2 protein-coding genes and 2 pseudogenes (1 of these 4 only partly in view) are annotated in these 15,589 nt (G+C 69.9%); all 4 read right to left on the reverse strand.

What is annotated here, in order from left to right; translation table 11 throughout:
• A protein-coding gene (locus tag AC16DP_RS39060) for an SDR family NAD(P)-dependent oxidoreductase (protein ID WP_414640714.1) crosses the window boundary here: on the reverse strand, window positions 1-7,619 show its beginning. Its footprint begins 9,385 nt before the window's first position; the window shows 7,619 of its 17,004 coding nt (coding positions 1-7,619); the start codon lies at window positions 7,617-7,619; its stop codon lies off the left edge, out of view.
• Between the two features lie 423 nt (window positions 7,620-8,042).
• Window positions 8,043-8,450, reverse strand: a pseudogene (locus AC16DP_RS39065) (SDR family NAD(P)-dependent oxidoreductase); the annotation flags it as partial.
• A 792-nt stretch (window positions 8,451-9,242) separates the two neighbouring features.
• Window positions 9,243-14,972 (reverse strand): annotated as a pseudogene (locus AC16DP_RS39070) (amino acid adenylation domain-containing protein); the annotation flags it as partial.
• A 378-nt stretch (window positions 14,973-15,350) separates the two neighbouring features.
• Window positions 15,351-15,589 (reverse strand): ATP-binding protein (locus AC16DP_RS39075; protein WP_483956957.1); only part of this gene is annotated, 239 nt, incomplete at its 5' end.

Raw genomic sequence — 15,589 nt, forward strand, 5'->3', positions numbered from 1 at the left:
TCCCGGCGAATCACGGCCGCGAACGCGCCGAGTGCCTCGGCCATCACGTTCGAGAGCGCTCCCCGCACGACGAGCAACCACGTCATCCCGGAGCGGGGCGCCCGGGCGAGCCGCTCATGGAGCCGCGGGAGTGCCTCGAGCACCGAGGGGGTCGAGACCTCGAGCACCGAGGCCCCCGGGCCTTCACCACGCTGGAGGTTGGCGCCCCGGCGCACGAGGGCCTCCCGCAGCTCCGGCGAGCCCTCGAATTGAAGGGGCCCTCGCGCTTCTCCGGGTTTGCGCTCGTCCTGGCTCCAGGCCGGCGCGAACGCATGGATTCCCTCGAGCCGGGAGCGCTTGGGAGGCACGCGCGGCGTCCCCGGTCCCGTGGGCCTCGGCAGGCCCACGCGGTCCTTGCGGAACGGGTAGGTGGGCAGGGAGGTGAGCCGCGCCTCTGGTGTGAGGGAGGTGAGTTGGACGGACTCTCCCCGGACGAACGCGTCCGCGAACGCGTCCAACCCATCGTTCTCGCCGCGGCCCGCGCGGGCGCGTGCCGAGGGTTCCCTGAGCCAGGCGCCGAGGGAGTCGCGCAGGCCGGCCATGCTGCGCGCCACAAACGCGGCCCGGTGTCCGAACACTTCGCGGCCGCGCGCGAGCGTGAACGCCACGTCGTCGAGCCGCTCCTCCGCCCCCTCTCCGCCGAGGAATTCCCGCAGCGCCTGGACCTTGAGCTCCAGCGCCGCCGGGGTCTTCGCCGAGAGCGCGATGACGCGAGGCGCCCCGGTTTCCGGAGTCCTGCGAGGAGACGGGGGGGCCTCCTCGAGAACCACGTGGGCGTTGGAGCCACCCGCCCCGAAGGAGCTGATGCCGGCGACGCGTCGGTCTCCCACGGGTTGCCACGGCGCCAGCTCGCGTTGGACCACGAGCCGCTGGCCGAAGTCGATGTGCGGGTTGAGCTCGTCCGTGTGTAACGTGGGAACGAGCAGGCCATGGCGCATCTGCAGCAGCACCTTGGTGATCGCCGCCACTCCCGCGGCCGACTCGAGGTGGCCGATGTTCGATTTGACCGACCCGATGGGCAGCAACGGACCCGGGCCGAGGGCCTTGAGCAGTCCGCGCACCTCGATGGGATCGCCCAACTCGGTCCCCGTGCCGTGGGCCTCGATGTAGCTCAACATCGAGGCATTCCCCGCGCGCTCCCATGCGGACCGGATGACGTCCGCTTGCGCATTTGGGCTCGGAACGGTGTAGGCCTGCACCCGTCCACCGTGGTTGATGGCCGAGGCGCGCACGATGCCGTGGATACGATCCCCGTCCTCCTGCGCCCGCGACAGCGGCTTGAGCACGAGGACTCCGACTCCCTCGCCGGGAACGTAGCCGCTTCCTCCCAGGCCGAAGCTCCGGCAGCGGCCGTCCTTCGACAAGAACCGTCCTCGTGCCAGCAGGAGGTACTTGTTCGGGTGGGACATGATGTTCACGCCCCCGGCGAGCGCGACGTCACTCTCCCCGCGCCGCAGGCTCTCGCAGGCGAGGTGGAGCGCGCTCAACGAGGACGAGCACATGGTGTCGACCGCCAGGCTGGGGCCGTGGAAGTCGAACAGGAACGAGGTGCGGTTCGCGATCGACGCGAAGGACGACTCCAGGGCCACGGGGTTGCCCCGCCAGGTTTCGTCGATGCCGTGGAGCTGGTATGGCCCGTACATCACGCCGACGAAGCAGCCCACCTTCTTGCCCCGCAGCAGCGGAGGCGGCAGGGCGGCGTCCTCGAGCGACTCGTACGCCACCTCCAGGAACTGCCGCTCTTGCGGATCGATGAACTCGGCCTCCCGGGGCGAGATGCTGAAGAAGAGCGCGTCGAAGGCATCATGCCCGTCGAGGAATCCGCCCCACTTCCCGTACGTCTTCCCGGGCTTGCCCGACTCCAGATCGTAGTACTCGTCGTGGTTCCAACGCTCACGCGGGACCTCGCGGATGGAATCGCGGCGTCCGACGAGGTTCTTCCAGTAGGTCCGCAGGTCCGGCGCGTCGGGGTAGCGGCCCGCGACGCCGATGATGGCGATGGGTTCATCCGAGGACTCCGGCCGCGTCTTCGCCGGCGCGGGGCGCACCGGCGCCACGGCCGCCCTCTCACCCGGTGTCTCGCTGGGGGTGGAGGGCGGGGGCGCCGCGACCGTCTCTGCGGAGGACGCCTTCATCCACGTGGACACAGCGGCGGCGTGCTCCTCGCTCAGGTGGCGCGCGAGCCGCGCGACGGTGTCGAACTCGTACAGGAGCGTCCGCGGCATCCGGCCGAGGGTGCGTTCCAGCTCCTCCGTGACCTCCATCACGACGAGCGATTCGATGCCCAGGTCCTGGAAGCTGGTGTCCACCCCCAGGCGTTGCTCATCCACTCGAGTGTGCCGGGCGATGATCCGGGTCAGGTGCCGTTCGAGCGCCGGGAGCTGACTCTCGGTGGGCTTGGCGGCAACGGGTGCCGGAGTGACGGTGGGCGGCTGCTCGGCGGGGCGCTCGGGTCCTCCCGTGCGAAGCTTCTGGAGGATGATGTGCGAGGTCGGGCCGCCGGCACTCCGCTCAAGCACGTCGAGCGCCTCCTGGGGTTCGAGCGGGACGACGCCACGCAGTTGCGACAGACGCGCGACCTGGGCAGGGGACGCGAGGCTGGAGCCCGCCCAGAGCGGCCACTCTACGGCGAGCGTTGTCCCCCTCCGATGCCCCGCGCGCCTGGCTTCGTCGCGGCGCGCGCAAAGCTCCACGAGGGCCGAGTTCGCGGCCCCGTAGATACTTTGGCCGACGTTGCCCTCGCTCGCCGTGACGGATGAGCACACGAGGAAGAGGTCGATCGGATCCGTGGCCGTCGCCTCATCCAGATGGATGAAGCCGGTGACTTTGGGCTCCCACACACGCCGGGCCCGGTCGGGCTCCGTGTGGAGGACGAGCGCGTCGTCGACGATGCCCGCGGCGTGCACCACCCCGCGAACCGGTCCCAGGCGGCGGGCTTCTGCCACGGCGCGCTCGACATCGGCGCGCGACGTGACATCTGCCCGCTGGTACTCCACCCGGCCTCCCGAGGAGCGTAGCGCCTCGAGCGCACGATGGACCTTCTCGCCGGGCTCGGACCGGCCCAGGAGTACCACCTGTGCACCGCGCGTGGCCGCAAGCCAGCCCGCGAGGATTCCTCCCACGTGACCCACGCCCCCTGTCACGAGGTAGACGCCGCCCTGGGGCGGCGGCGTGGAGCGCTTGGAGAGGGGCAGCTCCACGGCCACCCGCTCCGCCGTGTTCATCGCCGTGACGCGCACCTCGTGGAGCGAAGCGGGTCCCAGCGAGAGCTCGTCGGCCACCAGCTTCTCGAGTTCGCATGAGGCATCGGCCTCGAGGGCCCGGACCTCGAACCCGGGATGCTCCAGGGCCAGCGAGCGGGCGAAACCTCCCGCCGCAGCCCGGACCGTCGGGTCATCCACCAGCGTCAGGATCAATGCACGCCGGACACCCTCGCGAACGAGTTCCCGCACGAGCGAGAGCAGCCGTGTGACGACATGGAAGGTATCGCCGTGGGTTCTCAGGCGGCCGTCCACCAAGAGGGAGACCGTCTTCAGCGTGCCAGCACCGGACGGGCCTTCCGCGAAGGCCTGGAGCAACCGCGCTTGGTCCGTGGCGGGAAAGCCGTGCACCCGGAGCGACGTCGCGTTCGGGGGATACGCGGGCACGCGGTGGCGGGCCGTCCACTCATGGGTTGACGTGGACAACCGGCCCGGTGGTCCCTTCGCGTCACCTCGCTCAAGGGTGCGCACCGAGTAGCCAGAGATTTCGACGACGGCCTCGCCCTTGTCGTTGACGATGGCGAGGTCGAACTTCGCGAAGCTTCCGTTGTCCACCCGCCGCTGCGCGATGACGAAGCCCAGCCCGGTCAGCTTGCGGTGGATGCCGAGCCGCTCGACCCCCACGGGGATGCGCATGAGCTCGCTGGAGCCGAGCAGGGAGGCGGCCTGCCAAGCCCCGTCCAGCAGCAGGGGATCAATCCATGCCTGGTCGCCTGGTACTTGGGGGACGAGCGCTCCGAGGACGGCGTTCTGATGGATGAACGCGCGCTGCAGCGTGGCGAACGCGGGCCCATAGGAGAAGCCCTGCGCCCGGAAGCGTGCGTCGAGTTGCTGTCGCGCGAGGGTGAGCGGGGCGTTGGAGCGCAGCGTCTCGAGTTCCTCCCGCCGGGCCCTGGGCGTGGCCCGCTCCTTCGACAGCTTGGCGCGGACGAGCACGTTGCCCTCCGAGGATGCCCACGCCTCCACCGGCTGATCGTTCCCCGTCAGCTCGACGTCGATGCGCCGGGACGGCTCGGAGAAGGTGAGGGGGGCGACGAAGTGGAGGTCCTCGATCACCGAGGGATCGAAGCCGCGTTGCTCGCGCACGACCCGGCAGAGCAGTTCCACCAGGAAGGCTCCCGCGACGACCGGTCTGCCCTCGAGCAGGTGTTCGCTCGCGGCGACGTCCTCCGCGCGGAGGGTGACGGAGACGAAGTCGTGCTTCGTCACATTCGCCGGAGTGGTGGGCTCGGGCGTGGAGGCGCGGAGGATGAAGGCCGCCGGCCAGTACCGCTCCCGCGCCAGGACGGTGCCGGGCAGGGACACCATCGCGCCGGCGAGCCGGTCGTGCACGGCCTCGAGGTCGACGTCTTCCCCACGAAGGAAGGCCGCGGCATGGCCCGCCCAGAGGGCGTCATCACCGGGGGCCGCGGGAGCGGCGGCGCTGCGCCGCGCCGGGTGCTCACTGCTGGAGAGGACTGCCTCGAAGGCGGCCCGGAGCTCGGCGACATCGCGCGCCATGAACGCCGCGCGCGTGGAGAAGGCATCGCGGCCCACGTTCAATGTGCGCGAGACATCGGCGATGTCCAGCCGGGGATTCCGCTCGATGTGCGCGGAGAGGGCGCGCAGCAGGTGCTCTAGCTGGTGCGCGGAGGGGGCCGACACGAGGACCAGCCACCGGTCAGGACGCAGCGTGGGCCGCACATTCGCGGGAGGAGCCTCCTCGACGATGAGGTGGGCATTGGCACCTCCGGCGCCGAACGAACTCACGCCGGCGCGGAGCGGAACCCCGGCTTGGGGACGCATCCACTCGGTCGGCTCCTGGACGACGAAGAAGGACGAGTGCTCGAAGTCGATCTGCGGGTTGGGCGGCGTTGCGTGCAGCGACGGTGCGAGCGTGCGGTGCCGCAGCTGTTGCAGCACCTTGATCAGGCTGGACACGCCCGCCGCCGACTCGAGGTGGCCGATGTTGCTCTTCACCGAGCCTACCGGGCAGCGAGACACGGCGCCCTGGAAGGCCAGCTCCAGGCCGCGAATCTCGATGGGGTCTCCCAGGTGGGTGCCCGTTCCGTGCGCTTCGATGTACGAGATGGTCGACGGCTCGATGCCGGCGTGCTCGAAGGCCCGGCGCACCACGTCTGCTTGCGCTCCGGGGCTCGGGACCATGAAGCCGCCCGTCTTGCCTCCGGCGTTGAGCGCCGAGCCGAGGATGACGCCCTCGATGCGGTCTCCATCCCGGAGGGCCTCATCCAGGGGCCGCAGCAGTACGGCGGCCACGCCCTCTCCGTCGACGAAGCCATCGGCGTTCGCGCCGAAGGCCTTGCAGCGCTCGTCCCCGGCGAGCATGCGCAGCTCGCTGAGCCGCTGGTACTGCCGCGGATGGAGGATGAGGTTCACTCCGCCCGCGATCGCCGCTCGGCACTCGCCCCGGCGGATGGCCTCACACGCCAGGTGGATGGCCGTCAGCGAGGACGAGCACGCCGTATCCACCGCGAGGCTGGGGCCCTTCAGGTCGAGCGCGAAGCTGACCCGGTTGGCCACGGACCAGAAGTTCGAATCCGCCCGGGTGTAGTGGCCCTGGGCCGTGGCCTCCGCAGCATACCAACTGTACATGCCGTTCATGACGCCGACGAAGACGCCCACGTCGTGTGCGAGGCGCTTGAGCCGGCGGCGGCCGTACCCGGCGTTCTCGAGCGCTCCATACGCCGTCTCAAGGAACAGCCGCTCCTGGGGGTCCGCCAGCTCCGCGTCCCTCGGGGTCATCTGGAAGAAGTACGTGTCGAACCGATCGACGTCCGAGAGGAAGCCTCCCCATCGGGAGCGTGTCGTCCCGGGCGTCTTGCTGGAGGGCGCGAAGATGCGGCCGTGATCCCACCGCTCCGCCGGCACCTCGGTGATGGAGGAGCGGCCCGCGAGCAGGTTCTCCCAGAAGGTCTCCACGTCATCCGCGCCGGGGAAGCGGCCCGCTAGGCCCACGATGGCGATCGGCATGCGGGCCCCTGCACGCCGGACCTCGACGACGGCCGGTGCGGGCTGCGGCATCGTGGGTGGTACCGGGGCGGCGAGGGCCACGGGAGGGGGAGGGAGGGCCACCGGGGCGGGTATCGCCACCGGGGCCGGAGCCTGGAGCGCCACCAGGGCCTGGTGGGGCCGGGTTCGCGCGAAGTGCTCCGTGAGGCGCGAGGAGAACGAGCTCACGAAGAACTCGGCCAGGCGCCGGGGGGTGGTGTGCTCGAAGAGCAGGGTCGCCGGCAGCTTCCCCACGACGCGGCCCAGCGGCGCGAGGATGGCTTGACTGATGAGCGAGTCCACCCCGAGCGCCTCGAACTGCTCGTCCTCGGCGCCCCTGGCGATGGGCTGCTCGAGCACCTCGCCGAGCGTGGCGGAGATCCAGGCGATTGTCTCCGCAGTGAGATCCCTCGGCTCCGCGGGCTGCTCCGTGAGGAGTGGCTCGGGGGCGCGGGCGGCCTTCGTCACGGGCCAGATCGCGGAGATGACGTGATGCGAGCCCGCCTCGCCCGGAGCCGAGAGCGCACGCATGCCCTCGAATCCGAGCTCCCCAAGCAGCAGCGTCCACGTGCTTGCATCGACGAGCGGGGAGTGGGGGATGCGCAGCTCCGGATCCCGGTAGAGCCACCACCCCTTGGTGATTCCGAAGGTCAGGGTCGTGAACGCCTGCCTGCGCGTCACCTCGTTGGCGAGGAAGAGCCCGCCGGGTCGCAGCATCGAGGCGGCCTGGGCGAGCGTGCGGCGCATGTCCCGGGTCGCGTGCAGCGCGTTGGTGGCGAAGACGATGTCGTACGACTCCCGCGAGAAGCCCTGGGAGGCCGGATCCGCCTCGATGTCTAGCGTGCGGAAGGACACGAAGGAGTAGCGCGCGCCGAAGGAGTTGCGCGCCCGCTTCGTGAACGCGGCGGAGATATCGGTGAAGGTGTACTCCACCTTCGCCACCAGGGTCGCCAGGCGCTCGATGAGCGCGCGGCTCGTTCCCCCGGTGCCACCGCCGATCTCGAGAATGGAGATGGGCCTGTTGGCCTCCAGGACGAACCGCTCGACGTCGGCGATCAGCAGAGCATTGTAGTGCTCGGCGAGCGGGTGGCCCCGGTAGATGCCCTCCACGAGTTCGACCGAGCCATTGGGGAACATGACGCTCACGGGATCCGTGCTCCCCGTGAGGATTCCCTCCAGGGCTTCCAGGCAGGCCTTGCCGAGCCGCACATGCGGAGCGAGGGCGGGAATGCGCTCCACCAGTTCGTCCAGGGCCGTCAGGACATGCGGATCGGGCTCGGCGCCGCGGTCGACGTAGCCCGTGTCTTCCTTGACGAGGAACCCCGCGCTCATGAGCTCGAACACGAGCGCCTCGAACAGACGCCGTTGCTCCTTGATGACGCGTGAGCCATCGGCCCGGTGACCCTTGCGCAGGAAGGCCCCGCGCCGCAGGGTGGCGAAGACCGCCTCGCGCACGAGGGACTCGAGCTTCTCGAAGCCGTGGGCGAAGGACTCGAGCGCCGACTCGCGGTTGCCGACGGAGTGGCCCACGCGCGCCAGGCCCCGTTCGGAGAGCCGGGCGGCGAGCACCTGCGTCTCCTGGCCCGCGAGGACCCGGGACCACACGGCGGGGGCCTCGTGTGACGTCAGCGGCAGGACGCCCAGCCCCTCGAGGCGCCGGCGCGTCGTGTCGTCGGCGACGATGCCCACGTCCCCGAAATAACCCCAGTTGAAGACGCGCACCCGGGTCGACTTCCAGCGGTGGCGCAGGCGGCGCGCGAAGTCATCCACGAAGGTGGATGCGGCCGCGTAGTTGGCCTGGCCCGGAACCGCGACGAAGGACTGTGCCGACGAGAAGACGGTGAAGAACTCCGGAGAGTCCTGCTCCACGGCGGCGGCGAGGTTCATCAACCCGGCCACCTTGGGGGCCACGACGTCGTCGAAGTCGGACTCCGTCATCCGCAGCAGCGCGCGGTCGCGGAGGACGATCGCCGCGTGCACGACGCCATCGATGCGGCCATACGTCCGCCGCACGGAGTCGATCGCTTGCCGGATCGACGCCGCCTTCACGAGGTCGGCGCTCTCGTAGAGCACCTCCACGCCTCGTGCCCGCAGCGCCTCGAGATCCGCCGCCACCTCGCGCTCCTCGCGGCGGCCGATGAGCGCGATCTTGGCGCCCCGGGTGCCGAACGCCTCGGCGAAGCGGCGACCGAGCCCTCCCGCGCCTCCCGCCAGCACGATGACGGAGCCGGGCCGTACGGTAAGCGGGGCCTGGGGCACCTCGATGACGTCGAGGCGAGGCACGAGTTCGCGCTCACCGCGGAGGAAGAGCAGCGGTTCGTCGACGCGGGAGGACAGCGCGCCCCGCAGTGTCGCCTCATCCGCCGTGTCGAGCGCCACCACGGCCAAGCGCCAGGATGGGAACTCATGGCGCAGCACCCGCACGAAGCCGGTCAGATCCGCGCCCGTGGTCGTGCCGAGGCCCGTCTCGTCGCGCGTGAGTTCCCGCACGAGGATCCGCATTTCCAGGGCCTCGTGGTTGCGGCCGTAGCGCACCAGGGACTTGACCAGGTGCAACAAGAGCCGCGAGCTCCAGGCGAGCGTGGGCTCGGGCGTGTCCCGCTCGTCCAGCCCAAGGGCCGTGGCGATGCAGAGCCGGTCGAAGCTCGGGTGTTGCAGGACGAGGGAGTCCAGGTCGACGGCGCCCGGCACGTCCAGCTCGATGAGGGTCGCCGCTGGGGCCGCTTGACGGAGCGCCTGGACGAGCTCGCGGTCCTGCCGACGGACGATCACCAGCAGGTTCCCGTCGCTGCCCTCGGGGCGTTTGAGCCATGGGCGCTCCATGGCCCTCACCACGTACAGGGGGCAGAGCGACACCGCTTCCGGTGCCTCCTTTCGCGGCGATGGAGGAGGCGCCACGGGGGCGGGCGGCGGGGTGCGCACGAGCGTGGAGGCATTCGGTTTGAGCACCATGGTCTCGACGCCCTCGAGCCGCACCGCGAGCTGGCCGCGCTCGTTGTGGACCTGGACCTGATAGCGGGAACCCGACTGGCGCCGGACCCGGACGAAGCTCGTGTTGGAGATCGCGCCGAACAGCTCCAGCCGCTCCACGGCGAAGGGGACCAGCGGCCGCTCCCGCTCGCCGTTGAACAGCACGAGCGCCTGCATGGCCGCATCCAGCAGGCGTGGGTCGATCAGGTAGGCGCCCTGTTCGGCCTCGCGTGGGCGGCGGACCTCTCCGCAGGCCATGTCCTGGCCACCGGTCCAGCGGCCCAGGCCGCAGAACGAGGGGCCATAGCGCAGGCCTGACGCCAGGAGCCGCGCCTGGATCTCTTCCGATTCGAGCGTGGGGCCCGCTGCCAGTCGGGCCTTCAGCTCCTGCACGTCGATAGTCTCCGGCTCCGAGCGGAGCGGCCGCACGGTGCCGCGCGCGGCTTCCACACCCTCCGCGGAGACGTGGAACACACGGCCCCCCTCCACGGGGGCCTCGAAGCGCACGGACACGAGCGTTCCCTCGCCTGTTGCGACGATGGGCCTCAGGAAGAGGACGTCCTCGAACGTCACGCCACCCCGCAGCCCCTCGTCGAGGCGGGCGGCGGCTTCCCGGACGAGCTCGATCGTTCCGACGCCTGGCAGCAGCGGCTTCCCATCCACGCGATGCTCGTTCGCGAGTGGATGGGTGGTGTCGAGGCGCATCGAGTGCACCTCGCCCCCGGTCGGCTCGGAGAGCAGTCCGTGCCTCACCTTGTTCTCGCCCATGAACCAGAAGGGGCGGTGCTCGAAGGGATACCCTGGCAGTCCCAGCCGGCGTGCGCCCCTGCGGGGCACGAGCCCTTCCCAGGGCAGCTCGAGGCCTTCGACATAGACCTCCGCGAGCAGCCAAGCCCGTTCCTCATCCAACGGCGCCTCACCGGAGAGCTTCTCCCGCATGAAATCCGAGAAGGCGCGTTGCGCGCGCGATGACTTCGGGCGAGCCGTCGTCTCGCCGTGCAGGACCGCGTCGTGAGCACGCCCGGCCCGCACGTCACGCAGCGTCTGCAGCAGCTCCCCGGTGGTGCCCACAACGGTCGCCAATCGGTGGGACCAATGGTCCCGGCCCGTGCGGAGCGAATAGGCGATATCGCCGAGCGAAGCGTCCGGATGGCGCTCCAGCCACGCGACGAGCGCTGCGGCCCGGGCCACCAGCGCGGAGGCGGTCTTCGCCGACAGGAGGATGACCTCGGGTCCCTGCCGGGCACTCGGCGGCGTCTCGGGCGGCGCCTCGAGGACGATGTGCGCATTGGCCCCGCCGAAGCCGAACGAACTCACGCCAGCGCGGAGGGGCACGCCCGGACGGGCTGGCTCCCAGGGGACGTTCTCCTCGAGAACCTGGAGCCGGCTTCCGAGCTCGATATAGGGATTGAGCCGCTCGAAGCCCACGAGGCCCGGCAACAGCCGGTGCCGGAAGGCGAGGAGCACCTTGGCCACCGAGGCGAGTCCAGCCGCCGCCTCGAGGTGTCCGAGGTTGGTCTTGAGCGAGCCGACCGCGACCTTCGATGTGTCCCCCGCCTTGCCGAGCGCCTGCTCCAGGGCGGCCATTTCGATGGGGTCGCCCAGCCGGGTTCCCGTCCCGTGGGCCTCGACGTAACCGATCGTCGAGGGCTCCACGCCCGAGCGCTCGATGGCCTCGCGCAGCACCGCCGCCTGGGCTCGGGTGCTCGGGGTCGCCAGGTTGTTGGCGCGGCCTCCGTGGTTGTCGGCGGCCCCGCAGATAATGGCGTGGAGCCGGTCTCCGTTCGCCTCCGCTCGTGCGAGCGGGCGCAGCACGAGCACCACCACGCCCTCACCCCGGACGTAGCCGTTCGCCTCCGCGTCGAACGTGCGGCAACGGCCGTCCGGACTGAGCATGCCGTTCTTGCTCAGCGCGACGTGCACGGCGGGGCTCAGGATGACGTTGACTCCGGCGACGATGGCCTGATCGATGCGCCCCAACTCCAGCGCCTCGACGGCGCGCACGAGGGCCACCAGCGAGCTGGAGCACGCCGTGTCGACGACGAAGCTCGGGCCGTGCAGGTCGAGGAAGTACGACAGCCGGTTGGCGAGAATCGAGGCCGCCATGCCGGACATCGCATAGCCATCCATCGTGTTGTTCGACGCACTGGCCAGCTCCCAGTAGTCGCTGCCGAGCGCCCCGACGTAGACGCCCGTCCTGCTCCCCGCGATCTGGGCCGCGGATATGCCAGCGTCCTCGAGCGCGTGCCAGGCCGTCTCCAGCAGGAGCCGCTGGCGGGGATCCATCGCGCGCGCCTCGCGCGGCTGGATGCCGAAGAAGGCGGCATCGAATCCACGCACGTCCCGCAGGAAGCCGCCGAACGCACTATTCGAATAGAAGCCCTCGCAGGGATCTCCCTCGAGGGCGGCGCTGTTCCAGCGATCGGCGGGGACGCGGCCCACCGCCGACCGGCCCGACACCAGGAGCGACCAGAGCTCGTCGAGGTCATCCGCCTCCGGGAACCGGCCCGCGGCGCCGATGATGGCGACAGCCCGCGGATCGGCGCCACCCGGAGAGGGGTGCTTGGGCTTCATTGCGGCCTTCTCCCGCCGCAGCTCGGGGCCCGGCTCCGGGGGCTCGGTTCGCACGAGCCCGGGGTGTTTCTCGGCGAGATGCTCGGCGAGCTGCTCGAGGCTCGAGGCCTCGTAGAAGAGGTTGGGCTGGACCCGGACCCCGAACTCCTTGGTGAGCCGGACGGCCAAGCGAGTGAAGGACAGGGAGTCGAAGCCCAGGCTCCCCAGCCGCTCGGAGCCCGAGATGGCTCCGAGCGGGCGTCCCAGCACGGCCGAGACGCAATCGACGATACGCTGGTACAGCTTGCGCCGCGACCCATCCCGTGCGTCGGCCGGGGCGGGCCGCGCGGCGGAGGAGGGCATCTCCGACAAGCGCTTGCGGTCGACCTTCCCACTGCCCGTGAGGGGCAACTCCATGCGCGTGTGGAGCTCGCTCGGAACCATGTAGTCCGGCAGCGCCTCCCGGAGAGACGCGAGCAGCGCCTCCGTGTCGAGCGTCTGCTGGGGGGTGGGCACGACGTAGCCCACCAGCCGGGGCCCCGGCGCGTCCGAGCGCAGGACGACCGCCACGTCCCGTACCCCGGGGCGCGCGCGCAGCCGGCTCTCGATCTCTCCGAGTTCGATGCGGTAGCCGCGCAGCTTCACCTGGGTGTCGATCCGCCCGAGACACAGGATTTCTCCCGAGGGAAGGACACGCGCGAGATCGCCCGTCTTGAAGACGCGCTGCGGTGCGGCGCCGAACAAGGGGAGGTCGAGGAACTTGCGCGCCGTGAGCTCGGGCGCGCGGTGATAGCCCTCGGCGAGCCCCTCTCCGCCGATGAACAACTCGCCCACCATTCCGGGGGGGACGGCGTTCATGAACCGATCCAGCACGTACAGCGACGTATTCGCGATGGGGCCGCCGATCGTGATGGGACCCGTGCCGTTCAGCTCCGACACACTGGACCAGACGGTCGTCTCGGTGGGGCCGAACATGTTGAAGAGAGCGCCCACGCGGGGCAGCAGCGCCTCGGCCAGCTGGCGCGGGAGGGCTTCGCCGCCGCAGAGGGCCCGGAGCCTCTTGTTGCCGGGCCACTCCACCGTGAGCAGCATGGACCAGGTCGCGGGCGTGGCCTGCATGACCGTGACGGGCACGCGCTCGAGGATCTCCCGGAGTGCGAAGGCGTCCTTCGTGGCGGGGGTGGGGACCATCTCCAGCCGTGCGCCCTCGACGAGCGGCAGGAAGATCTCGAGGACCGAGATGTCGAAGGCGGGGGTCGTCAGGGCCAGCACGACATCGTCCAGACCCAGGCCCGGGAAGCGCGCCATAGAGGCCAGGAAGTTCGCGACGGCGCGCCGGGTCACACGCACGCCCTTGGGCTCTCCGGTGGACCCCGACGTGTACATCACGTAGGCGAGGCTCGAGGGCGGCCTGTCCGCCGGGGCCGTGGAAGGCCCAATCGACGAGAGTTCGATGAAGTGAGTCGTCTTGCCCAGCTCCGGGTGCCGCTCGCGCGAGGGCGCGTCCCCGATGATGGCGACGGGGTTCGCGTTGTGGGCGATCCGCACGAGCCGTTCGCTGGGGAACTCCGGATCGAGCGGGACATAGGCTGCGCCGGCGCGGAGGACTGCGAGCAGTGAGGCGACCAGATCGAAGCCACGGGTGACCAGGACCCCCACGAGGGGCTCCTCAAGCGCGGGCTGCCGGGAGAGCACACCCACCAGTTCGGCGGCGATGGCGTTGGTGCGCGCGTCGAGCTCCGCGTACGTCATGGAGCGCTCGCCCATGGAGATAGCCACACGGTCCGGGAACCGTGCCGCCTGGTCGCGGACGCGGGCGTCGATGCTCGCGGCGGGGATCCCGGCGCGAGTTGCCTCCAATTGGCCGGCGAGCCGGGCGTGCTCGGCGGGCCCGGTGAGAGGGAGCTCGAGCACACGGACGTCCGGATCCCGGACGAACGCCTCCAGCAGGCGCTCGAACTGCGCCGCGAGGCTCTCGACGAAGGCCTCGTCGGCGAACTCGAGCCGATGATCGAAGCGCAACGTCAACCGGCCCTGGCACTCGGCGAAGGTGAGCTCGAGGTCGAAGGCCGACTCCCCACGAGGTGGCTCCTGGGGGATGACCTCAAGGCCGGGCAGATCGATGGAGACACGGCGCAGCCAGCCGGGGGACTCGTTGATGCAGACGTTGAAGCGCCGGCCGCTCCCACCGTCCGGGAGCGCTGCGGAGATGGGTGCCAGACCCACGGCGCCGTACTGGCGCGCGTCACGCCGTTGCGTGTCAATCGAGTGCAGGATCTCCCGGCAGGTGGACGCGGTCCCCGCTTCGATGACGAGCGGCTGCGTTTGCGTGAAGCAGCCAACAAAGCCCTTGAGCCCGGGGGGACGGACCGAGAGGGTATGAGCCAACACGAAGCGGTCCGCCTCGACGTAGCGCAGCAGCAGTCCGCCGAACAGCGACGCCATGGCGCGGAAGAGGCTGCTGCCCAGCTCCCTGGCCCGCTCGCCGAGGGCGCGGGACAGCGGCTCGGGCAGCACATGGTAGTGATGCGCGCTCGCGTTGCCCGCCGCCGCACGTCCTCCTGCGGCGAGCGTCACGGACAGGGGAACACCGCGCAGCCTCTCGGCGAAATGAGCGCAGGCCCGGGCTCGCGACGCCTCGTTCTCGGCGAGGCGCTCGGTCTTCGTGAAGTCCAGGAACAGCGGCACCTGGGACGGGCGGATGGACGGCTCCGAGGCCCGGTAGTGCCGCGCGATGGCGGCACAGAAGTCCACGTGGGTCACGCCATCGAAGACGGCATGGTGGCAGTCGAAGACGAAGACCGACTCCCCTGGCATCTGCAGGATGGCAGCCCGATAGAGCGGACCCTGGAGCAGATCGAAGGGCTCGGTGGTCAGGGTGTCGAGGCGGGTCGCCAGTTCGCTCTCGCGTACCTGCTCGATCGACACGTACGCGGGGTGCGCTTCCAGCTCAAGCCACAGTTGGTCGGCGTCTTCCACGAACCGAGAGCGCGCGAGCACATGCTCCTGCTCCAGCGTCGCCCTGATGGCCGCAGCCAATCGCTTCACATCAAGGGCGCCCCGCAGCCGGTAAATAGAGCCGATGTTGTACGCCAAGCTCCGTGGTGCGCGCAGCCACTCGACGTAGAAGCTTTCCTGACTCAGAGTCGGACGAGTACGCATAGATGGGAAAACTGAAAAAATTTTAAATCCTTCAATACTCGCATCGCCCGGTGATACCTGACAAGACTATCAGTGCACCAAGGAACGACCCGCAGTGTGTTCTGTTCTAATGGGCTTTAGGAAGTTAGGTGAACAAAGAGGCGTAGAAGCCCGAGGATGGGCCTGAGCCGTTCAAGTGGACATACCTCGTAAGTCGGCTACACGGGCGGTGGCGGTAGTGTCCATGGAGCGGAAGAGACGCATCACCCCGGAGTTCAGGTGCGTATTCCGGCCATTGCGATCACTTGTTCCGGGCGAAGCCGATCACCGATTCCGGCTCAAGCCGATCACCAGTTCCGGGCGAAGCCGATCATGGGAGCGGAGCGACGCTGGTGCCCCTCACTTCTCCGGCTTCGGCTCGGTCGTCAACTTTCCATGCTGCTTGCGGATGGACTCGCCCAGCAGCTTGATGCGGTGGGCGTTGTGGACCACCCGGTCGAGGATGGCGTCCGCGACGGTCGCATCACCGATGAGCGCGTGCCACTGCTTGGGGTCGAGCTGGGAGGTGATGACGGTGGAAGCAGTTCCACACCGGTCCTCCAAGATTTCGAGCAGGTCCCTTCGCTCGTTGGCGGTCA

Source organism: Archangium sp., from assembly GCF_057119385.1.